This is a genomic window from Hyalangium sp., assembly GCF_035629615.1.
GTDB lineage: Bacteria > Myxococcota > Myxococcia > Myxococcales > Myxococcaceae > Hyalangium.
The window spans coordinates 1-21,020 of record NZ_DASPHO010000256.1 but is presented as its reverse complement, the minus strand read 5'-3'; the positions used below and the strand labels follow the sequence as shown (position 1 = coordinate 21,020).

17 protein-coding genes are annotated in these 21,020 nt (G+C 69.5%); 8 read left to right on the top strand and 9 right to left on the bottom strand.

From position 1 onward, the window contains the following. Both VD972_RS12865 and VD972_RS12860 read left to right on the top strand, forming a co-directional pair. Positions 1-2,840 (top strand): methyltransferase (locus VD972_RS12865; protein ID WP_324986043.1); only part of this gene is annotated, 2,840 nt, incomplete at its 5' end. Between the two features lie 168 nt (positions 2,841-3,008). Next, positions 3,009-3,263 (top strand): hypothetical protein, encoded by a 255-nt coding sequence (locus VD972_RS12860; protein WP_324986041.1) that lies wholly within the window; start codon positions 3,009-3,011, stop codon positions 3,261-3,263. A gap of 163 nt (positions 3,264-3,426) precedes the next feature. On the opposite strand, the gene VD972_RS12855 is transcribed toward VD972_RS12860, so the two are convergent. The 3 genes from VD972_RS12855 to VD972_RS12845 form a co-directional block, all read right to left on the bottom strand. Next, on the bottom strand, positions 3,427-4,206 hold the full coding sequence (locus tag VD972_RS12855; RefSeq protein ID WP_324986038.1) for an SDR family oxidoreductase: 780 nt from the start codon (positions 4,204-4,206) through the stop codon (positions 3,427-3,429). Positions 4,207-4,293: 87 nt separating this feature from the next. Next, positions 4,294-5,037: a class I SAM-dependent methyltransferase gene (locus tag VD972_RS12850; RefSeq protein ID WP_324986035.1), complete on the bottom strand. Its 744-nt coding sequence runs from the start codon at positions 5,035-5,037 to the stop codon at positions 4,294-4,296. A gap of 52 nt (positions 5,038-5,089) precedes the next feature. Further along, positions 5,090-5,824, bottom strand: a complete 735-nt coding sequence (locus tag VD972_RS12845; protein ID WP_324986032.1) for a hypothetical protein — start codon at positions 5,822-5,824, stop codon at positions 5,090-5,092. 64 nt (positions 5,825-5,888) lie between these two features. On the opposite strand from VD972_RS12845, the gene VD972_RS12840 reads away from it, so the two are divergent. Further along, positions 5,889-7,214, top strand: a complete 1,326-nt coding sequence (locus VD972_RS12840; protein ID WP_324986029.1) for an amidohydrolase family protein — start codon at positions 5,889-5,891, stop codon at positions 7,212-7,214. Positions 7,215-7,248: 34 nt separating this feature from the next. Then, positions 7,249-8,088 carry a phytochelatin synthase family protein gene (locus tag VD972_RS12835; protein ID WP_324986026.1) on the top strand — a complete coding sequence of 280 codons (840 nt, stop codon included), beginning with the start codon at positions 7,249-7,251 and terminating at the stop codon, positions 8,086-8,088. A 25-nt stretch (positions 8,089-8,113) separates the two neighbouring features. On the opposite strand, the gene VD972_RS12830 is transcribed toward VD972_RS12835, so the two are convergent. From VD972_RS12830 to VD972_RS12805, 6 genes are all read right to left on the bottom strand, one after another. Continuing rightward, the gene (locus VD972_RS12830; RefSeq protein WP_324986023.1) at positions 8,114-9,187 is read right to left on the bottom strand and encodes a 3-deoxy-7-phosphoheptulonate synthase; all 1,074 of its coding nucleotides are present in this window, start codon (positions 9,185-9,187) and stop codon (positions 8,114-8,116) included. Positions 9,188-9,355: 168 nt separating this feature from the next. Continuing rightward, the gene (locus VD972_RS12825) at positions 9,356-11,605 is read right to left on the bottom strand and encodes a YfhO family protein (RefSeq protein ID WP_324986019.1); all 2,250 of its coding nucleotides are present in this window, start codon (positions 11,603-11,605) and stop codon (positions 9,356-9,358) included. Beyond that, positions 11,602-13,077 (bottom strand): hypothetical protein, encoded by a 1,476-nt coding sequence (locus VD972_RS12820; RefSeq protein WP_324986016.1) that lies wholly within the window; start codon positions 13,075-13,077, stop codon positions 11,602-11,604. The genes VD972_RS12825 and VD972_RS12820 overlap by 4 nt, the downstream gene beginning before the upstream one ends. Before the next feature lie 6 nt (positions 13,078-13,083). Next, the gene (locus VD972_RS12815; protein WP_324986013.1) at positions 13,084-14,334 is read right to left on the bottom strand and encodes a hypothetical protein; all 1,251 of its coding nucleotides are present in this window, start codon (positions 14,332-14,334) and stop codon (positions 13,084-13,086) included. 34 nt (positions 14,335-14,368) lie between these two features. Next, positions 14,369-15,598: a hypothetical protein gene (locus VD972_RS12810; protein WP_324986010.1), complete on the bottom strand. Its 1,230-nt coding sequence runs from the start codon at positions 15,596-15,598 to the stop codon at positions 14,369-14,371. 6 nt (positions 15,599-15,604) lie between these two features. Further along, positions 15,605-17,002 carry an MBOAT family O-acyltransferase gene (locus VD972_RS12805; RefSeq protein ID WP_324986007.1) on the bottom strand — a complete coding sequence of 466 codons (1,398 nt, stop codon included), beginning with the start codon at positions 17,000-17,002 and terminating at the stop codon, positions 15,605-15,607. Between the two features lie 90 nt (positions 17,003-17,092). Between VD972_RS12805 and VD972_RS12800 the strand changes: the two genes are divergently transcribed. From VD972_RS12800 to VD972_RS12785, 4 genes are all read left to right on the top strand, one after another. After that, positions 17,093-18,421 carry an amidohydrolase family protein gene (locus tag VD972_RS12800; protein WP_324986004.1) on the top strand — a complete coding sequence of 443 codons (1,329 nt, stop codon included), beginning with the start codon at positions 17,093-17,095 and terminating at the stop codon, positions 18,419-18,421. Then, complete coding sequence (locus VD972_RS12795; RefSeq protein ID WP_324986001.1) at positions 18,418-19,395, top strand: class I SAM-dependent rRNA methyltransferase; 978 nt, start codon at positions 18,418-18,420, stop codon at positions 19,393-19,395. Before VD972_RS12800 ends, VD972_RS12795 begins: the two co-directional genes overlap by 4 nt. 11 nt (positions 19,396-19,406) lie before the next feature. Beyond that, positions 19,407-20,594, top strand: a complete 1,188-nt coding sequence (locus VD972_RS12790) for a serine/threonine-protein kinase (RefSeq protein ID WP_324985997.1) — start codon at positions 19,407-19,409, stop codon at positions 20,592-20,594. Between the two features lie 21 nt (positions 20,595-20,615). Beyond that, the coding region (locus VD972_RS12785; protein ID WP_324985994.1) for a tRNA pseudouridine synthase A at positions 20,616-21,020 on the top strand (405 nt) is incomplete at its 3' end.

Sequence of the window (21,020 nt, the reverse complement as noted above, 5' to 3'; positions counted from 1 at the left end):
GCTTCCTCTTTCTGTCCGGGGCCACCGCCCTCGTCTACGAGCTCGTCTGGTCCAAGTACCTCGCCAACGTGCTCGGGAACAGCGGGCAGGCACATGCCGTGGTGCTTGCCACCTTCATGGGCGGGCTTGCGCTGGGAGCATATGTCTTCGGGCGAACAGCTGACCGGGTCAAGAGTCCCTTGGCCATGTACGGGCTGCTGGAGCTGGGGGTGGGCATCTACGCCCTCCTGTTCCCCTCCGTGCTGGAGGTGCTGAGCGCGGCCTACCTGGCCGTGGCGGTGAAGGTGCCGGAGGGGGTGCGCGTGGTGCCCAAGCTGGGGCTGGCGGCGCTCTCGCTGGTGGTGCCCACCATGTTGATGGGGGGGACGCTGCCGGCGTTGGTGCGGCACTTCTCCTCCTCCCTGGCCCACGTCCGGCGCGAGCTGGCGCGCCTGTACGCCATCAACAGCCTGGGGGCTGCCCTGGGCGTCTTCCTGGCCGGCGTGAGCCTGGTGCCGGCGCTGGGCCTGTCGCTGTCGGCGAAGCTGGCCGCGACCCTCAACATCCTGCTGGCGCTCGGGGCCATCGCCCTGTCGCGAAAGCACCCGCCCGCGCTCGTCTCGGGGGCCTCCGCCGAGGGTGGGGCCGCGGCCGAGGGCGGTGATGAGCTGTCCTACCCCCACACGGCGGTGCGCGCGGCCCTGCTGGGAGTGGCGCTGTCCGGCTTCACGTCCATGCTCTACCAGGTGACGTGGATCCGCCTGCTGTCGCTCGTCCTGGGCGCTTCCACCTACGCCTTCACCCTCATCCTCACGGCCTTCATCCTCGGCATCGGCCTGGGCAGCTTCTGGCTGATGACGCGCAAGGGGAGGGGGGATCTGCTGCGCCTGTTCGCCTGGCTGCAGGTGGCGCTGGTGGTCAGCGTGTGCGTGGCGCTGCCGCTCTACGTCCGGCTGCCCTACCTGTTCCGCAAGGCGCAGTTCCTGATGAACCGCACGCTGGACACGTGGCCGTACTACCAGCTCCTCACCTTCGCGTTCTGCTGCGTGGTGCTGGTCGTGCCCACCTTCTTCATGGGCGCGGCCTTCCCGGCGGCGGCACGCGTGGCCACCGCGAAGGTGACGGAGGTAGGGCGCCAGCTCGGCGGCGTGTACCTGTGGAACACCTTGGGCACCATCACCGGCGCAGCCCTGGGCGGGCTGGTGCTGATGCCGTGGTGGGGCATGGAGGGCAACTTCATCGCCGGCCTGGTGGGCAACCTCGTGGCCGCGGGGGTGGCCTTCGCCGCCGTGCCAGGGCGCCCATCCCAGCCTGTCCGGGCCTTCTGGCCGCTGGGAGTCGGAGCGCTCTGCGGCCTCCTGTTCCTGCTGCCCATGAGCGGCTGGGCCGTCACCCTGTCCGGCATCGCCTCCTTCCGCGTGCGCGAGACACCGCCCGAGAGCTACGCGGCCGCCGTCGCCACCTTCGAGCAGAGCACCCAGTCCCTCTTCTACCAGGACGACACCTTCGCCACCGTGCTCGTGGGCGAGCTGAAGAACGGCCACCGCTTCCTCAAGCTCAACGGCAAGGTGGACGCCTCCACGGGCCTGGACATGGAGACGCAGATCATCGCCGGCCACCTCGGCATGCTCCTGCACCCGCGCCAGCCGGAGAACGTGCTCCTGGTCGGCGCGGGCTCGGGCGTCACCGCCGGCTCGGTGCTCGCCCACCCCGTCAAGCACCTGGACATGGTGGAGATCTCCCCCGCCGTGGTGGAGGCCGCCCGCCTCTTCAAGGCGGTGAACCGCGACGCCGTGGACGACCCGCGCACGCATGTCCACATCGACGACGCCAAGACGTTCATGGCGCTGGCGCCCCGCAAGTACGAGCTCATCATCAGCGAGCCCTCCAACCCCTGGGTGGCGGGCGTCTCCGGCCTCTTCTCGCGGGACTTCTTCCGCACCGCGGATCAGCACCTCACCGAGGACGGCATCCTCGTGCAGTGGATCCACACCTACGAGAGCAGCGAAGAGATCATCAAGCTGGTCATGCGCACCTTGCGCGACACCTTCCCCTATGCCACCACGTGGCTGGGGCCTACGGACCTGATCCTCGTGGCCAGCCGCCAGCCGCTGACCTTTGACGCCCAGAAGGTGGCGGAGCGTCTGGCGCTCCCCGCCGTGCGCGAGGACATGGGCCGCACCGACATCCATGACGTGTTCGGTCTGCTGGCCAAGCAGGTGCATAGCGACGAGGGGCAGCGCGAGTTCGCCGGCACCGGCCCCATCAACACCGACGATCACAACCTCCTCGAGTACGCCGCGCCGGTGGCCTTCTTCCTCCACAACCAGGAGACGCGCGTCCATGACGAGCGCCGGGGCCCCGACGGGGGCACGCGGCTGTGGATCCACCGCTACCTCCAGGAGAACCCTCCCACCGCCGAGCAGGCCGCCAGCCTCTACCGCAACCTCGATCACAACCACGCCATCAATGATCCGCTCCTGCGCGGGGCCGCGGCGCTCTGGTACTCGCTGGCCCCGGACAGCCTGGAGGCCCGGGTGGCGCTCGCCAACACCGCCCTTGCCCAGAAGGACCTGACGCTGGCCGAGTCGGTGCTCTCGCCCGTGCTGGAGCGTGGCAAGGAGGATCCCCGCTTCGTCTCTGCCTGGCTGCGGCTGGTGGCGGCTCGGGCCTGGGCCTCACGCACCGCCTGGACCCCTGTCACCGGGCTCCCCGAGGCCGTGGCGCTGGGCCAGCAGCAGGTGGCCGCCCGCCCTGGGGACACCGAGCTGGCCAAGGCCCTCAAGACCCTCTGCGAGGCGATCCCCCAGGCCTGCGCCCCCCCCGGCTCACCCTCTGTGGTGGCTCCAGGGGCTCCCTGATCCGCCCGCATGATCCTCACAGGAGGCTCAAAATGCTGGAATTACGGATATTTCCACCCATCCTCCCGATGACGGATGGTCCGTAGTGGCCAGATCCACCTACTGTGCGCTTGCCCTCGAGATTGAAGGGTGTCGTCTCCCACCGCCAAATACCCCCAGGAGTCTCCCATGAAGGCGATTTCGAAGAAGAATCTGCGCAAGGCCCGTGGTCAAGGCATGACCGAGTACATCATCATCGTGGCCCTCATCGCGATCGCGGCCATCGGCGTGATCACGCTGTTCGGCGACAACATTCGTAAGCTGTTCGGCGCGTCTGCCGCGGCCCTCGCCGGTAACTCCAGCGTGTCGAACGACGGCGCCAGCTCCAACGCTGCGCTGAACAAGAAGACGATGAAGAGCTTCGCCGAGAACAACGCCTACTAGTTCTCGCTCCGGGGGGAGCCAGCTCGCGCTTCGGTGTGAGCAGCTCCGCTCCAGGGTCGGTGGGAGCCCCGCTTCGGCGGGGCACCTTCCCGGCTCGAAGAGGCGGCACGGGCCCGAGAGGGACCCCGGCCGCCTTTCTGCTTTTCTGGAGCCTGGGCTGGCGCTACGGCCGGGTGAGGCTGGCCGTGACGGAGCGCACCATGCTGCGCGGAGCGAAGCGCCCGATCACCACGGACAGCCAGTTGAGCAGGCCATGGATCGCGAGCACCCGGCCCTTCATCATGGCCACATAGGCATCCGCAGCCACGTCCGAGGCCTTGGCCACGCCCCTGCGCTGGAAGAGGCGGCTCTTCGCGTTGCCGGCCCGTGAGGCGAACTCCGTGTGTGTGGAGCCCGGGCAGTGGCACGTCACCGTGACGCCGGTGCCCTTGAGCTCGTACGCCAGCGCTTCCGAGAGGAACACCACGAACGCCTTCGTCGCGAAGTACGTGGCCATGTACGGGCCTGGCACGAAGCCCGCGGTGGACGCCACGTTGAGGATGCGCCCATGGCCACGCTCGCGCATTGGGCGCGCGAAGAGGTGCGTGAGCTTCATCAGCGCGGTGCAGTTCACTTCGATCATCTCCGCCTCTCGCGCCAGCTCCTGCTCCAGGAAGGCACCCGAGGAGCCAAAGCCCGCGTTGTTGACGAGGAACTCCACCTCCAGGTTCCTCGCGCGTACCTCCTCGAAGATGCGCTGGGGTTCCTCCGGGCGGGCGAGGTCGGCCGCGACCACGTGGGCCTTGATCTTGTGCTCCTGCTCCAGCTTGGAGGCCAGCGCCTCCAGCCGGGCGGCGGTGCGCGCCACCAGGATGACGTCGTGCCCATCTCGAGCGAAGCACTGCGCGAACTGCTCTCCCAGACCTGCCGAGGCGCCCGTGATCAGGGCCACTTTGCGTGACATGAGGAACCCTCCGTGGGCCGCTATATCACCGCGCTGGCCTCTCGCAGGGACACCGGACCGCCGGCTGGGGACGAGCCGGTCAGGCCTTCAGGACACGCGGAGCAGGTAGAAGACGTAGCCGTAGCTGTCCCCGTGGCGCTCGTAGAGCTCGATCTCCCGGGTCGCAGGGGCGAGAGCCTCGGCAAGCGCCGGGTCGGTCGCGGCTTCGGCGCGCATCGCATGTACACGCTCTCGCAGAGGGCTGTAGTACTCGTCCCACCACGCGGACGCGGGCAGCGTGAAGGTGTCCAGCACCTGGTACCCGGCTGCTCGAGCTGCCGCCGTGTTCGAGGCGACGGTCCCCATGGAGGGGTAGGCCTCACGCCAGAACGCCGCGAGCTCCTCCGGAGGTGTGGTGGTCAGCCAGGAGGCCTCGGTCGCAGCCAACAGCCCACCTGAGGCGAGCAGCGGGCGCCAGCGCTTCAGCCCCTCCGCCCACCCGAGGATGTAGATGGCACCCTCCGACCAGAGCAGATCGTAGCTCCCAGGTGCGTCCTCGAGCTGGCCGAAGTCCGCGCACCGGGTTCGTACGAGGTGGCGAAGCCCCCGCCGCTCGGCTTCGGCCTCCAGCTCCGCGAGGAAGGGAGCATGGCGGTCCACCGCGGTGATAGGGGCTCCCAGCTCGCGGGCGAGCACCAGCGTCTGCTTCCCGGGCCCACAGCCCAGGTCCAGTACCCGCGGAGCCGCCGGGAGAGGCGGGAGCCGCCGGAGCGCCTCCCGCGTCGAGTCATCGCTCCCGGGCCCCTCGCGCGGCAGTCCCCGGAACAGTCGGAAGAAGGCTTCCTCGCTCATGCGGCCACGCTAGCCGATGCCACGCGTGGCCGGGAGCGCCACAGCACCAGCGTCAGGGGCAGACCTGGGTCTTCACACCCGAGGCGCAGAGGATGCCTCGCAGGGCCGACCGGAGGGTCTCGGGATCCCACGCGGTGAAATAGAGGCCATTGCCAACCACTGCCGTGTTGCGCAGCAGGTTGCTCGCGTGGCCATAGCCGATGGTGTGGATCCTCAGGCTCTGCTGGCCGCTGGTGTCGAAGTTCCCCACCACGGGAGGATCCGCGCGCTGCAGATCCTGCTGGGCCAGCAGCTTCGCCACGTCGTCGAGCATGTAGTTGGGGTTGTCATCGGTATAGACGGCGGGGTTGGTGCCCTTGTCTCGACCGGACAGGGTTCCCGAGCCACAAGGCGCCCAGTCCGGGCAGTACACGGGACCCGCGTTGAACTGCCGGAGCTTGGTGACAACCGTGCTGGTGAGGCCATCGCCGCTGGGCTCGCCGTCGCTGATGATGATGATGGCCGTGTTCTGGTCACCCCAGCACCAGCTCCGGTTCTCCGAGGTGAGCACGTCGTTGCGGTAGGCGATCGGGTAGCTGTAGCCCGAGCCGAAACCGAACACGTTGCGGTAGATGTCCTCGCTGGAGGTGAAGGAGTAGCCGACGTTGAGCAGCGCCCGGGCGATGGGAGTGCCGGTGTTGAACCCTACGCCGTTCATGTCGTTGATATAGGTGGCGCGGTAGCTGTCGAAGAGCGTGGGGTCCGCGAGGACCAGATCGCAGGCCGGGCTCTGCGGCCGTCCCAGCACGGAGTTGGGCCGCCGAAGTGTCTATCAAGCTGTGCTTCAGAGTCTGGGATGGGAGGAGGAGCGCATGAGGTGTCGTTCGAGGTCTCAGGTGTGGGCGCTGGCGCTGCTGGCGCTGGCGGGTTGCGTCACGCCTCGCGGCACTGCGGAGACGGCGGGAGCGGAGTCGATCTTGGCCATCCGCAACGTCCGCATCTTTGACGGGGAGCGGATCATTCCAGAGGGAACCGTCGTCGTGCGTGAGGGGAAGATCGTCGCCGTGGGGGCGGACGTGAGCCCACCGGAAGGAGCGGAGATCCTCGACGGCCGGGGGCAGACGCTGCTGCCGGGCCTCCTGGACTCGCACTTCCATGCCGACGGGCCGGACTCGTATCGGGCCGCGCTCGCGTTGGGCATCACCACCGCGCTGGACATGTTCCCGCAGCTCTCTGCCAGCGTCGCGCGCATGTCCGTGGAGCAGCTGTCCCAGCGAGGTCCGGATGAGGCGGACAGCTTCATCGGCATGCTCATCACCTCTCCCGGCGGGCATGGCTCCGAGTACCCGGGGATCACGCCCCTGACGGCCTCCACGCCGCAAGAGTGCGAGAAGGCGGTCGAGGCCGCGATCGCGGCGGGCTCCCGGTACATCAAGCTCGTCTATGACGCTGGAGAGACCGTGCTCCCCGCGCCCATGCCCACCCTGAGCCGCGAGGTGCTCGCCGCGTGCATCCAGGCCGCGCATGCGAAGGGCCGGCAGGTGGTGGTGCACGCGCTGCCCTGGCAGCGGGCTCGCGAGGCCGTGGACGCCGGAGCGGATGGGCTCGCCCACTGCATCACGGACACCCTGCCGGATGCGGCCCAGGTGCGGCGGTTGGCAGAGCGGAAGACGTTCCTGATCCCCACCCTGGCAGTGGCTCTCTCCGTAGCCCACCAGGGGCACGCCGAGCTGCTGAAGGCCGATCCACTGCTCGCGCCCTACCTGACGCCGAGCAGCCTGCAGCTGATGGCGATGCCGTTTCCGCCCGAGTTCGGCGCAGGACTGCGGCCGGAGGTGATGAGGCAGAGCACGCGCATGTTGCTGGAGGCGGGCGTGCCCGTGCTGGCGGGCTCTGACTCTGGCAACCCGGGCGTCGCGGTGGGAGCGACCTTGCACTACGAGCTCCAGATGTTGGTGGCCGCGGGGCTGACACCCGTCCAGGCCCTGGCCGCGGCCACCTCGGTGCCCGCCCGAATCTTCCAGCTGGCGGACCGGGGCCGCATCGCTCCCGGACTGAGGGCGGACCTGCTGCTCGTGCGCGGCGATCCCACCGTGGATGTCCGACAGACGCGCGACATCCTCGCCGTGTGGAAGGAGGGCCGCAGGCTGGATCGCGGCGCCTGGCGCGCGCACTTGGAGGCCGCTCGCTCTCCGTGACTCCTCCTCGAGGTGGTAGGCTGCACGACTGCCTATGAAGACACTCCGCACCGCCCAGCTCCTGCTCGGAAGCTGCCTCGCCGCGTCGCTCCCGGTCACCGCCTTCGCCAAGGACGTGGCTCCTGCCCCCGCCGCGCTCGTCTCGTTCACCGAGGCCGAGTCCATTAAGCGGCTGGAGCGCAGCAAGTTCAAGGTGGACTTCTTCCACCTGGCCAACCAGTTCGAGAGCCAGACGAACAAGGCCTTCTGTGGCCCCACCAGCGCGGCCATCGTGCTCAACGCGCTGCGGGCCGGGAACGATCAGCTCGAGAAGCCGCAGGACCGCACCCTGCTCACGGACGCGGACTTGAAGCTGATTCCTCCGGCCTTGGATCCGCTCTTCCACCGCTACACGCAGAACACCTTCCTCTCGTACGAGCCCGCGCAGAAGGTGAAGACGCGCGAGCAGGTGTTTGGCAAGCCGGCCGCTCCGGACCAGAAGCCCGACCCAGGGATCCAGCTCCGCCAGTACCAGGGAATGCTCCAGGCGCATGGGCTGGATGTGCAGCTGCGCATCGTGGACGACAAGCTGCCGGAGGCCACCATCACGGCCGAGCTGAAGCAGAACCTGAAGACGCCTGGAGACTACGTCATCGTCAACTACCACCGGCCTGCCCTGGGGCAGAAGGGCGGGGGCCACATCTCTCCGCTGGGGGCCTATGACGAGGCCTCGAGATCGTTCCTCGTCATGGACGTGAATCCCAACGGCCAGCCCTGGGTGTGGGTGAAGGCGGCCGATCTGATCCGGTCCATGCGTACTCCGGACGTGGCAGAGAACCGGGGCTACATCCTGGTGAAGGAAGGCATGGCCGCTCCGGCGAAGAAGGCGGAGTAGGCGGCCGGCTCAGGTCCCCCTGGGACTACGACTTGCGGCGCGACGGCACCACGTCGCGCAGCAGGGCGTGGGTGTTTCGCAGCATCTCCTCGGTGGTCGCCCAGTCCACGCAGGCATCGGTCACCGAGCAGCCGTAGCGCAGCTGCGAGAGATCGGCGGGGATCGGCTGGTTGCCGGCCTCGAGGAAGCTCTCGATCATCACGCCGACCACGGAGTGGTTGCCCTCGCGGAGCTGGTGCATCACGTCCCGCATCACCAGCGGCTGCAGCTCCGGCTTCTTCCAGGAGTTGGCGTGCGAGCAGTCGACCACGATGTTGACCGGCAGCTTCGCCTTGGTGAGCGCCTGCTCGGCGAGCGAGATGGACACCGTGTCGTAGTTGGGCCGCCCGCCACCCCCGCGCAGCACCAGGTGGCCGTAGCCGTTGCCACGGGTCCGAATGATCGCCGACGCGCCGGTGTCGCTCAGCCCCAGGAAGCTATGCGGGCGAGAGGCGGAGAGGATGCCGTTGACCGCAGCCTCCTGCGAGCCGTCCGTGCTGTTCTTGAAGCCCACGGGAGTCGAGAGCCCCGAGGCCATCTCGCGGTGGGTCTGCGATTCCGCGGTGCGAGCGCCGATCGCCGTCCACGAGACCAGGTCGCCGTAGTACTGCGGCGCGATCGGATCGAGCGCCTCGGTCGCCGCGGGCAGGCCAAGCTCGGCCACATCCAGCAGGAAGCGACGGCCCCGCTCCATGCCCTCCTCGATGTGGAAGGAGTCGTCCATCCGCGGATCGTTGATGAAGCCCTTCCAGCCGGTGGAGGTGCGCGGCTTCTCGAAGTACACCCGCATCACCACCTGGACCGTCTCCTGGAGCTCGTCTGCGAGCTTGCGGAGCCGGCGCGCGTAGTCGAGGCCAGCCACGGGATCGTGGATGGAGCACGGGCCTACGATCACGAACAGGCGAGGGTCCTTCCGGTCGAGGATCTCCATCAGCGCGCGGCGGCCAGCGAGCACGGACTCGGCCGCGCGCGGGGTCATCGGGACTCGCGCCTTGATCTCGGCGGGAGAGGGCATGTGGTCGAAGCCAACGACGTTGAGGTTCTCGGTACGAGCGGTCATGGCGCGAATGCTGCAAGTGCAGGGAGGCTAGAAGGTCCCACTCTATTGTGAAGTATGGGGAGTAGACGCGCTGTTTCAGGCGGAGTTGCGGGATTGCAAGCAAAGGAGCGCATGCCTGCCTGGGTGCGCTTGCCCTTTACGAGGGAACGCCCGTCGCTCAGGCTTCCCTCACTGAGGAGGTCGGTGGCGCGTCACGAAGAGGGAGGCAACGAGCCCTCCGAGTGCGAGCAGGGACACGGCAAGTCCCACCCGGAAGCTCCAGGGTGCGTACTCGAAGAGGACTTTGTGGGTACCGGCGGGGATACGCACGGCACGCAGCGCGTAGTCGGCGCGGTGGAGGGGCGTGGACGTCCCATCGAGCGTCGCCCGCCAGCCCGGGTAGTGGCTGTCGGTCACCACGAGGTAGCTCTCATCGCAGGCCTCCACCTCTACCTCCACACGTTGCGCCTGCGAGGCGACGATCCGCGCCGTGCCTTCACACGGTGGCCGATCCAGCGGCTCTCCAGTAGTCAGGAAGGCGGTGTGCCGGAAGGGCTGCGCAGGATCGATCACTGCCTCGAGTGCCTCCTCGTCCGGCACCACTCGGGCCTTCTGGACGAGAAATGCCCGGGGCAGGGCTGTCCGGGAGCGGGAGAGCGTGGTGCCGTCCTCGAGCGTCTCGAGCAGCTCCAGGTCGTCGAAGGGTGGTGGCCCGTTGCGCACGTACCAGGTGACGCCCGTCAGGTCGTACACGCTCCGTTCGCCGGCCAGGTTGAACACGTCGCTGCGGGCGGGCTCGGGCGCGCCGTAGCCCTCCAGCGCTGTCAGCCGCTCCTCGACGAAGCGGTTCGGGATGAGCCGATCCCGGCTCTGCTCGATGGTGCGTGACGCGGAGGTGGAAGACCGGGTCGGATCCGCGGGGCCCTCGATGTCCGCGCTGATGCGCCCGTTCAGGGCCTCGGGCAGGCGTTGCCGAATGACAGAGGTGCGAGCCAGCGGCTCATAGGGCGAGTACTTCGGCACCGTGAGCAGGTGATGCGCTGCCACCAACTCCAGCACCGCCAGGGCTGCCAGCGCATGGCGCAACCGGCGCGGGCGCGCGAACGTGTCACGAAGGACGAAGACGAAGACCGTCGCCAGCCCCAGGAAGAGCAGCGGCCAGGAGATGCCCGCCTCGGCGGACTCGCGCATGGGCAGCCGCTGGACGAGCGGACCGGCTACGCCCAGCGCCACGCCCATGCCCACGAACGCCAGGACCGCGCGGAGGATCGAGGGCCTGATGCGCCGGGAGAGCCTCCCCATGGCCTCCAGCCCGAAGCCGGACAGGAGCGAGAGGCAGAAGGCGGCCCCCACGAAGTACTTCGCCGGGTAGCGGAACAGCGAGAAGGGCGGCAGGTGCAGCAGCGCAGCAGCCGGAGGAAAGTGGCGGCCGAGGCTCAGCAGGGCGAACAGCAAGGCCCCTACCGCGAAGGGCCGGGCCCGGCGGGGACCTGCGATGGCACCCACCACCGCGAGCGCGCACGCCACCGAGCCGAGGAACTGGTTAAGGATGAACCACTGGTCCTCTCCCCAGTACGGCCCTCGTGGCCAGTCGGCCAGGGGCCACACCATGGCCAGCAACTGCGGCCAGGACACGGACCATGCGAGCCGCTGCTCCGCGAAGCTGGCCGCATTCGTGCGCAGGGAGTTCAGCGCGAACTCGGCGGCGGGGAGCATCACCAGGGCGCCCAGCGCTCCGGCCAGTGCCAGTCCGCCCACCACGCGCGCCGCGCCCGTCCAGCGCCTGGCTCCCGGCACGCTCGGAGCCTTTGCCCCGCGCCGCTGAGCACCCCACACCGCCAGGAGCGACACGATGCCCTGCCAGAGCGTCGTCTCCGGTGAGCCTGCCAGCAGAGACAGGGCCGTGAATGCGGCGAGCCAGGCGATGGGCCTGGGGCCCGGTTGGACCGCGGCGGACCGGGCCGCTGCGACGATGAAGCCGCTCCAGGCCGCCGCGTTGACGACGTTCTGCTGGATGCCCAGGTCCGTCATCATCGGCGACAAGCCGAACACGGCCCCTGCCACGATCGAGGCGGCCCAGGACAGCCGGAGCTGCCGCGCCAGGAGGAACACACCCACGGCGGCCACCGCGGCGTGGAAGATCTGCATCACCGTCATGGAGGTGATGGGCCCGGTGAGCACCACCGCCACCCAGCGCGGCGGGTAGAAGACCTGGGAGTAGAGCGTGGCCGCGAACGGCTGCCCCAGGCGCAGGTACGGGTTCCACAGGGGCAGCTCGCCCGTGCTCAGGGACTCGAGGAGGAAGGCGGAGTCCGGGAAGAAGATGCGGAACACGTCCCGCCCGGCGAGCAGGTGGCCGGTGAAGACCGAGCGGTAGATCAGGGCCAGGATGGCCAGAAACCCGCAGACGGTGATCGCGTTGCGCGTGGAGCGTTTCATCGCGAGGAGGACCGGTTGCGGACCCAGAGGACGTAGTTGCCATCCCGGGCCTCCTCGCGCCAGCCGCCGCGGAGCTGGAGCTGATCGAGGAGGATGTTGCCCGGGTTCTCCAGATCCCACAGGAGGTAGTCCGGGTCATAGCGCGCGAGCGACTCCTCCCAGCCGGGCTCCGACCAGACGAGCCGCGTGTAGTCGTCGTGGATGGGCTGGGGGAAGGGATCATTCCGGCTGTCGATGAAGACCTTGTAGTTCGTCCCCGCGAAGTAGGAGATGGCTCCGCCGATGATGAAGCGGTTCAGCACCTTGCCCGGAGGCAGCTTGCGCAGCGCCTCGAAGCAGGCCAGCGGGAAGCGCGAGCGCATCACGCCCTGCTCCACGGGCACCGGCCTCTGCCAGCTCACCCCCGCCAGCAGCATGAGCGCCAGCGCTGGCCAGATCGCCCCCTGGGCGCCTGTGCTCCAACGCGCGAAGGCGTCATCGAGTGCTCGCACCGGGCGGCGGATGAGCTCCGGCCACACCAGCCCTCGCACCGAGGCCGCATGCTCCAGCAGCGCCAGCGCAACGAGCACCGAGGCAAACGGAGCGTGGCGCTGCACCTTCAGAGCGGCCAGGCCCAGGCCCACGGCGGGCAGCAGGATGGCGATGCGCCGCACTGGAGCCTGCCCTACACAGAAGATCGCCACGCCAAGCAGCAGCAGGTACGCCCAGCTCCAGCCCATCGCGAGATCGAGCGGCACCCACTCGTTGATGTTCTGAGTGGAGCGCAGTACCGAGTGATGGATGGGATAGAGCCAGATGCTCGGGCCGCTGGGCGACACCGCGGCGGCGAGGAACATCGCGAAGCTCGCGCCGATGGCACGCAGGGCCCGCGGCCGCTGCTCGGGCGAGTCCAGCGCGTGGCCCAGCGCCGTGGCTCCCAGGAAGACGGGGCCCAGCAACCAGCTCCCGTGCAGGTTGGCCCAGGCCACGCCCAGCAGGGGCGCAAGCCACAGGACACGGTCATTCCCCCCGCGCCAGGCCAGTGAGCCGAGCACCGTGAGGGCAAAGAGGAGGTGTCCTACGTGGAAGGGCCGCTCCTGGCTCCAGGTGTACGCCTGGACGATGAGCACGAGGCCCAGCACCCCGAGCGCCAGCAGCCCCCGGCGTGGCGCCGCGCGGCCAAACGCGGCCCAGAGCAGCAGCAGGTTGGCCGCCACGAGGGCGCCCGTGAGCAGCGCGGGGCCCGCTGCGCCCAGCACCTTGATCAGCATCACGGCCAGCACGCCAAAGCCCCACTCGTGCGGCACCCAGCCCGCGGTGCCCGTCACGCTGAAGGGATCCACGCGGTTGAAGCCGTGCTCCAGCACGTAGCGCCCACCGGCGAGGTGGAAGAAGAGATCGTAGTGCTTGAGCGGTGACACCCCGAGCTTCACGCCGAAGTAGAGGGCGAGCAGCGCGGCCGGTCCAGGGAGCAGCAGGGCCCGACGGTTCACAGAGGGCTATCCTACGCTCGCCATGGGTGGCATCGAGCCAGTGGAGGCGGTGGGAGCCGCGGGAGCGCTCGCGAGGACGGCGGGAGGAGCGAACCCGAGCCGGCGCAGCATCACCTTGCGGATGCTGGGGATGCGGAACCGGTAGATGAACGCGTCCGCGAAGTAGTGGGCCAGCACCACCCCCAGGCTCAGCGACGTCAGCACGCGCAGGATCAGGTGCGCGCTGCTCCCGGACGGATCGCCGGTGCCCAGGAGGCCTCGGCCCGCGCCTTCGAGGATGAGCCCGTGGATGACCCCGAGCGCGAGCAGCGGAGACATGGAGAGGATCATCAGCGGCCAGATCCAGGCGCGCCCCAGGCGGGCCGGCGGATCCCCTTCGCGCGGCTCCATCATCCGCGCGGTGATCATGTAGTACTCGAGGCCGTGCATGGCGGGCAGCATCACGTTGCCCCACATGGGAGCAACCAGCGTCAGCCCCGTCGCCGTGGCCGCCGCGAGCAGGTAGAGCACCTTGGGCCCGCTGGCGTTCCCCGCGCGCAGCATCGTGCGGAACAGCAGCGCGAAGAAGCCAAGCCACACGGCGAGGATCACCGCGAGCGCACCGTGGGGCAGCAGCGCGCCCTGGCCGACATCCAGATAGGGCGTGGCGCCCGGGGCCGCCGAGTCCGGGACGAAGAAGAGCCGGACCAGGATGAGGGTGAGCATCAGCGGCACGTACACCTGCTGGAGCGAGCGCTCCCGAGGGGGGCCTGCGCCCAGCCCGGCCTGGTGTCCGCGCAGGGAGTGCAGTGCCCAGAAGCCCTTGTGCTGCGACAGCGTGTGGTGCAGCCCGAACACGTTGAAGAGGACACCCACCACGTACACGTGGGCGTCCTTGTTCGCGTAGTACGTGAAGATGAAGCCCACGCCCACCGCGAGCATCGCCAGCGTGCCCAGGAGGACCCTGCGCGGCTGGCCGGGCTCGGCGGTGAGCACGTCCCGGTGCACCGCGAAGAGCAGGTAGGTGAGCACCACATGGGTGCCATTGCCGAGGATGTTCTGCGCCGTCCAGACGGCCAGCCGGTTCACCTCGTCCGCCGCCCGGAACCCCACCAGCGCGCTCACCACCGCAGAGCCCATGGTGAGGAGGATCGGCAGGACGAGGAATGCCGCGTCCGCCCGAGGCGAGAAGAGCCACAGCCCCCTGAATGGCAGGCTCCCGCGCGGAGCGGTCACGGAGGAGGGCCCATGGGCCATGGCAGGGGTCGACACGGTCATCACTCCCAGTATACCCGCCCTCCCGGGCAGGCGATCAGGGAGCAGTGTCCTTCACCGTGCCCCGGAACCACCGCCTGGCCACCACATCCCCCAGCCGCTGCGACAGCTTGGGACGGCCGCTCGACTCGTTGAGGTGGGTCACGTCGATGAAGTCCTCCGGGCCGAACCCCGGGCTCTCGGCCAGATCCAGCACCGGCGCACCCGTCTCCCGCTCGATGAGCGCCAGGACGGCAGCCAGGCGGGCACGGCCCTCGGCGGTGGGCTGGTTCCACGCTGGGTTCCGAGGCGCCAGCACCACCAGCGTCTCTTGGGACACGGAGGCCAGGGCACGCACGGCCTCGATAAAGAAGCGCACCTGCTGCTCGTCGAAGTGCAGCTCCAGCAGATCGCTCGTCTCCACCCGCCACTGGCGCTCCGCCTCCAGCACCTCCGGCGCGCTGCGCAGCCGGGCCCAGGCCATGTAGGCCTCGAGCGTCTCGTGGTAGAGCCAGCGGACCTCTCCCCGGTGCACGGGATCCCACTCGGGCACGTGCCGGCGCTCGGAGGCGGCTCGGCCCGCATGGATGCGCGCCACCCAGGCCTTGCGCTCCGCATCCGGCTCGGGCTCGGCGGGCACCGGCCACCAGGGAGGCACAGGCCCCTCGAACAGGCGGTGCTCCAGGAGCGAAGTCACTGCCAGGGGCGAAGTGCCTCCCATTGCCCACAGCGCCCCCAGGTGTGAGGCCTCCTCGGGTGAGCGCAGTGCCACCCGCGCGAGCACCCGGGGATCGGCCAGCAGGGCCTTCTTCACCGCCGAGTGCTCCCGGAACGACGGGGCCTGCCCTCGTGCCAGCGTGGCCTGGAACGGGGTGAACTCCACGAAGGAGAGCCGGGCCTTGTGGCCCTGGCGCTCGAAGGCCTCCGCCGTCCTGCGCGCGAGCAGGGCCTGCAGCTCGGGATCCACCCCGGGGAAACCCAGGTTGTACGCGGTGACAGGCACTCCGAGCACGTACTCGAACATCAGTGGGGAGAACCCGTGCTGGATGAGCGACGAGCCGAAGACGAGCACCGCATCCTCCCGTTTGGCGATGTCCGGCAGCGCCTGGAGGAAGTCCACGAGTCGGCCGGAGCCTTCCGTGAGGTGGGCCCGCGTCTCGGGAGGACTGGAGCGTTCGACGAGCGCAATGAACCCGCGCGCCAGCCCCAGCGAGGCCAGCAGCAGCACGAGCCCCACCCCGAGGGTCCGGGCGGCGATCCGATCGTTGGAGGGGGAGGGCGAAGTCACGGGGGCTCAGAACTGGAAGTAGATGAAGCTGTGGCCCGGCGTTCCGATGGCGATGGCCAGGGCCAGGCATATGGCCACCACGGGCCAGAGGGCGAGGCGCCGCTGGCGGAGCTCGGTCTTCTCCGCGAGCGCCGAGGCCGCATGGCAGAGGACGAGCCCCGCCACCACGAACAGCAGGGTGAGCACGGCGGGCCACGTGAAGGCAGAGGGCACGGCAGGCACATGCATGCCCTCCAGGACCCGGAGCGCCGCGGGCAGGCTCTCCGCACGGAACAGCACCCACCCGAGCACCACCAGGTAGAGCGTCCCCAGCCGCTTCGCCCAGCGCACTGCGGCGGAGGGCGTCTCCTTCAGCACGGGGAAGCGCTCCACCAGCAGGTGCGCCACCACGAGCAGCAGCCCGTGGTACAGGCCCCAGAGGACGAACGTCCAGTTGGCACCGTGCCACAGCCCGCCCAGCAGCATGGTGAGGAGCAGGTTGCGGTAGCGGTGGCCCCGGTTCCCGCCGAGCGGAATGTAGAGGTAGTCCCGCAGCCAGGTGGACAGGGACAGGTGCCAGCGGCGCCAGAAGTCGATGGGCGAGGTGGCCAGGTACGGCAGATCGAAGTTCGGCGGCAGCACGAAGCCCAGCAGCAGCGCCACGCCAATGGCGATGTCCGTGTAGCCGGAGAAGTCCGCGTAGATCTGCCCCGTGAAGGCCAGGGCCCCCGTCCAGGCCTCGAGCGCGCTGGTGGCGCCCGCGGAGCGGAAGAGCGCGTCCGAGGGCGCCGCGAGCAGATCCGCCACCGTCTTCTTGAGGAGCCCCACCGCGATGAGCAGGTAGCCGCGCCGCACCTGCTCCCAACGGGGCGCCTCCATCTGCTCGAACTGCGGCAGCAGCACGGAGGCGCGGATGATGGGGCCGGCGACGAGGTGCGGGAAGAACGACACTGCAGCCAGGAACTCCTCGGGCCGCTCACGCGCGGGCAGCTCCCGGCGGTACACGTCGATCGTGTAGCTCATGCTCTGGAACGTGTAGAAGGAGATGCCTGCCGGGAGCAGGAGCGAGAAGGTGGGCTCGGGCAGCGCCACGCCCAGCACGCCGAGCAGCCCGTGGGCCGAGTCCGCGAAGAAGCGCGCGTACTTGAAGAAGGCCAGCACCCCCAGGTTCGCCACGATGCTCACGGCCAGCAGCGCACGGCGCCGGCGCTCGTCCTGGGAGCGCGACAGGCGCAGGGCGATCCAGAAGTCCAGCAGCGCCGTGCCCAGCAGCAGCGGCACGCAGCGCACGTCCCACGCCCCATAGAAGAGCAGGCTGCCCACCACCACGAGCCACAGCTTCGCCACGCGCGTCCTCGCGGCGAAGTGGAACGCCACGAAGAAGGCGGCGAAGAAGAGCCAGAACAGGGCGGTGTTGAAGAGCATGCGATCGGGAGCGCGATCCGGAGCCGGCGCCATCATCGCCCGTGCGGGAGCAAGGACGCTACCCTCGGCCCGTGCTAAGAGAGGGCGCGCATGGAAGGCCGCCTGCTGCTCAAGAACTGCGCCGTCTTCCGGGCGGACGGACGTGTCCGCACCGGCATGGCCCTGGTGGTGCAGGACGGCCTCATCCGCCGCGTCGCCCCGGACTCGGAGGTTCCTGTCCTCCCTGGAGACTGGGAGGTGGCCTGCCGGGGCCGACTGGTGGCTCCCGGGTTGGTGGACTGCCACACACACCTCGTCGGAGGCCAGGTGCTGCCCCCCACGGGCAACTTCCTCCTGCGCGCCCCGAGCGCCCGCCTGGAGCGGCGCACGGAGGTGGCTGCCCTGCTGACGGTGGGGGAGGTGGAGGCGCTCACCCGCTTTGCCCTCGCCCAGGCGCTGCGGGACGGCATCTCCCTGGTGGTGGAGCACCTGGCCGCCCCCGGCAATGTTGCCGGAGCGCTCGACGCTCAGGCGCGCGCGGCCGAGCAGCTCGGCATCCGCCTCGTCACGAGCCACGCCACCCACAGCCTCTCCGGCGATGGCCCCGCGGCTGCCTGCCTGGAGGCCAACGCGGACTTCGCGCGCCGCTATCGCACCCACCCGCTGGTGCGTGGCGCCCTGGGCTTCCAGACCTCCCACACCTGCGAGGACACCCTCCTGAGACAGGTCGGTGTCCTGGCCCAAGAGCTGGAGGTCCCGGTCGTCTTCCACCTCGCGGAGGGAGAGGACGATCTCGCCGTTACCTATGCGCGGCACGGCAAGCGCGTCGTCCCCCGGCTGGCCGAGCTGGGTCTGCTGGGGCCTCGGAGCATCGCGGCGCGTGCCAGGAGCATCGACACGGGCGAGGCCGAGCGGCTCGTGGCCACCGGCACCTTCGTGGCGCTCAGTCCCCGCGCCCACCTCACCTCCGAGCGCGCCGGTGAGTCCCTGGAGGCGGTCCTCGCCCGCCACCACCTCGTGGGGTTGGGCACCAGCGGGCATGGCACCCTCTGGGACGAGGTGCTGGCCGCCTTCGTGGGGCTGATGCGCATCGCGCGCGCTGGCCGCCTGCCGGACCCGGACGGCGCCCTGGCGCAGCTCCTGGTGAGCGGCCCCGCGGAGCTGTGCACCCGCCTGTTCCAGGCACCCTCGGGCACCATCGTGGAGGGCTGCATCGCCGATCTCGCGGTGTACGACTACGTCCCCGCGTCGGACCCGGAGACGGGCTACTCGCCGCACCTCTTGGGCCAGCTCGCCCGCTCGCGGGTGGCGTGGACCATCGTCAACGGCCGCGTCGCCGTGCGCGAGGGGCAGCTGCTCGGCGTGGACTACGCGGAGCTGGCCGCCGACGCCAGCGCCGCGCTCGCCAGCATCTGGACCCGTGCCAGCCTCACCGGATGAACCTCTCTCTCGTTGACAGGCTCCGCAGCGCCCGGGAGCGGCGGGGCGCCCTCCTCACGGATCCGGGCACCACCGCCTTCCGCCTGGTGAACGGTGCTCCGGACGGTGTTCCCGACGTCACCGTGGACACCTTCGGCGGCGTCCATGTGGTGAGCCTCTACCGCGACCTCTCTCCCTCCGAGGAGCAGGCCCTGCTGGACGCGGCGCAGGAGGCCTGGTCGCCGCGCAGCCTCTACCTCAAGCGCCGTCCCCGCGAGGCCCGCGTGCTGGCCACCACCGCCCGGGACGTGCTGGCGCCCGAGCAGCCCGCTCGAGGCGAGCCGGTGGAGTCCCTGGAGGCGCTGGAGAACGGCCTGCGCTTCCGGATCCGCCCGGCGCAGGGGCTCTCGGTGGGGCTGTACCTGGACATGCGCGAGACACGGGCGTGGCTCCGGGGGCAGGTGAAGGGCCTCACGGTGCTCAACCTCTTCTCCTACACCTGTGCCTTCGGGGTGGTGGCCACCGCTGGGGGCGCCACGCGGGTGCTCAACATCGACACCAGCCGCCGCGTGCTGGAGTGGGGCGAGGAGAACGCGCGCCTCAACGGCCAGCCCGTGGACCGCTACGACTATGTAGCAGGGGACGTCTTCGACTGGCTCGGGCGCCTGGCGAAGAAGGGGCAGGGCTTCGATGTGGTGATCTCGGACCCACCCTCCTTCTCCACCACGCGGACGGCCCGCTTCTCCGCGGCCCGGGACTACCCCCAGCTGGCCGAGGCCGCCGCGCGCCTGGTGGCTCCCGGAGGCCGGCTGGTGGCCTGCTGCAACCTCTCCACCCTGACGAGCCGCCGCTTCGAGGCCATGGTGGCCGAGGGGGTAGGGCGCGCGGGCCGACAGGGGCGTACCCTCCTCTCGCTCGGCCCCTCTCCGGTAGACTTCCCGTCCTCCCCGGAGGCTCCCTCCGGGCTCAAGGTGAACGTCGTCCAACTGCGTTAGAGTCGCCCTCGATGTCCTCCAACGTCGCCACGCGAGACACCAGCCGCTTCGGCAAGTACCGGCTCATCGACCGCATCGCCGTCGGTGGGATGGCGGAGATCTTCCTGGCGCACCAGATGGATGGCGAGGGACTGGAGCGCACCGTCGTCATCAAGCGCATCCGCCCGCACCTGTCCAAGCACACGACCTTCGTGAAGATGTTCCTCAACGAGGCGCGGCTGGCGGCGCAGCTCAACCACCCCAACATCGTGCAGATCCACGACCTGGGGAAGATCGGCGAGAGCTACTTCATCGCCATGGAGTACATCTTCGGCCGGGACATGCGCCGAGTCATTCCCAAGGCCGAGCAGCTGGGGATCCCGTTCCCCATGGTGTACGCGCTGCGGATCGCCTCGGACGTGTGCGCGGGGCTGCACTACGCGCACAAGAAGGTGGACCTGTACGGCAACCCGCTGAACATCGTCCACCGGGACGTGACGCCCGAGAACATCTTCGTGGCCTTCGACGGGACGGTGAAGCTGCTGGACTTCGGCATCGCCAAGGCCACCAACCAGGTGGAGCAGACGCGCTCGGGCGAGCTGAAGGGCAAGCTCAGCTACATGAGCCCCGAGCAGTGCTTCGGCAAGCCCCTGGACTGCCGCAGCGACATCTTCTCCGTGGGCGTGGTGCTCTACGAGTGGCTCACCGGCTTCAAGCTCTTCACCGGCGAGTCCGAGGTGGCGGTGATGCGCAGCATCACCGATGGGAAGATCTACGCGCCGTCCTACTTCAAGGCGGACATCCCCGAGCCCGTCGAGGCCATCCTCATGAAGGCGCTCGAGAAGGACCGGGATCGGCGCTACCAGACAGCCGGGGAGATGCGCGCGGCCATCGACTCCTTCCTGAACACCTACGAGTTCACCCCCTCGCCGCTGCACCTCTCCAACTTCCTGCGGCAGCTCTTCCACGACGAGCTGAACGAGGAGCAGGGGCGGCTGAAGCAGACGACCAGCTCGGATGCGGTGCTGGTGCTGGAGGACGAGGTGACGCCCATGGCGTCCAGCCCCGTGAAGGAAGGGCGCAGCCCCTCCGAGCGCCTCCTGAGCCTGGCGCTCCCCGGGGATCAGCTCGAAGCGCTGGAGGCCATCGCGCAGCGCAGCGGCGTCAGCGTGAACAAGATGGTGGGAGAGCTCCTCGCGGCCTGGCTCAAGTACCGCTAGGCCGCAGAGGGGGCAGACAGCATGCCTCGCATGAAGCTGGTCCTCGAGTATGACGGCACGCGTTACGTGGGCTGGCAGGTGCAGACCAACGGGCGTGCGCTCCAGGCCGAGCTGCAGGAGGCGCTGGGCAAGCTGCTCGGTGCGCCCGTGGAGGTGGAGGCGGCCGGCAGGACGGACTCGGGCGTGCACGCCACGGGGCAGGTGGTGTGCTTCAACACGGAGCGCACGCTGCCGCTCAAGGCGTACTGGAGGGGGCTCAACGGCATGCTGCCCGAGGACATCGCCGTGGTGCACGCGGAGGAGGTGCCCCCGGAGTTCGATCCGCGCCGCTGGTCGCGCGGCAAGCGGTACCGGTACCGGGTGAGCAACCGGCGCTCGCGCTCGCCGCTGCGCCGGCACACGCACTGGGAGGTGTACGCCCCGCTC

Bases quoted from the DNA above. Each gene is read 5' to 3' on its own strand.
- VD972_RS12860 (WP_324986041.1), top strand. From the start codon at position 3,009: ATGAAGGCGATTTCGAAGAAGAATCTGCGCAAGGCCCGTGGTCAAGGC.
- VD972_RS12855 (WP_324986038.1), bottom strand. From the start codon at position 4,206: ATGTCACGCAAAGTGGCCCTGATCACGGGCGCCTCGGCAGGTCTGGGA.
- VD972_RS12850 (WP_324986035.1), bottom strand. From the start codon at position 5,037: ATGAGCGAGGAAGCCTTCTTCCGACTGTTCCGGGGACTGCCGCGCGAG.
- VD972_RS12840 (WP_324986029.1), top strand. From the start codon at position 5,889: ATGAGGTGTCGTTCGAGGTCTCAGGTGTGGGCGCTGGCGCTGCTGGCG.
- VD972_RS12835 (WP_324986026.1), top strand. From the start codon at position 7,249: ATGAAGACACTCCGCACCGCCCAGCTCCTGCTCGGAAGCTGCCTCGCC.
- VD972_RS12830 (WP_324986023.1), bottom strand. From the start codon at position 9,187: ATGACCGCTCGTACCGAGAACCTCAACGTCGTTGGCTTCGACCACATG.
- VD972_RS12825 (WP_324986019.1), bottom strand. From the start codon at position 11,605: ATGAAACGCTCCACGCGCAACGCGATCACCGTCTGCGGGTTTCTGGCC.
- VD972_RS12815 (WP_324986013.1), bottom strand. From the start codon at position 14,334: ATGACCGTGTCGACCCCTGCCATGGCCCATGGGCCCTCCTCCGTGACC.
- VD972_RS12805 (WP_324986007.1), bottom strand. From the start codon at position 17,002: ATGCTCTTCAACACCGCCCTGTTCTGGCTCTTCTTCGCCGCCTTCTTC.
- VD972_RS12800 (WP_324986004.1), top strand. From the start codon at position 17,093: ATGGAAGGCCGCCTGCTGCTCAAGAACTGCGCCGTCTTCCGGGCGGAC.
- VD972_RS12795 (WP_324986001.1), top strand. From the start codon at position 18,418: ATGAACCTCTCTCTCGTTGACAGGCTCCGCAGCGCCCGGGAGCGGCGG.
- VD972_RS12790 (WP_324985997.1), top strand. From the start codon at position 19,407: ATGTCCTCCAACGTCGCCACGCGAGACACCAGCCGCTTCGGCAAGTAC.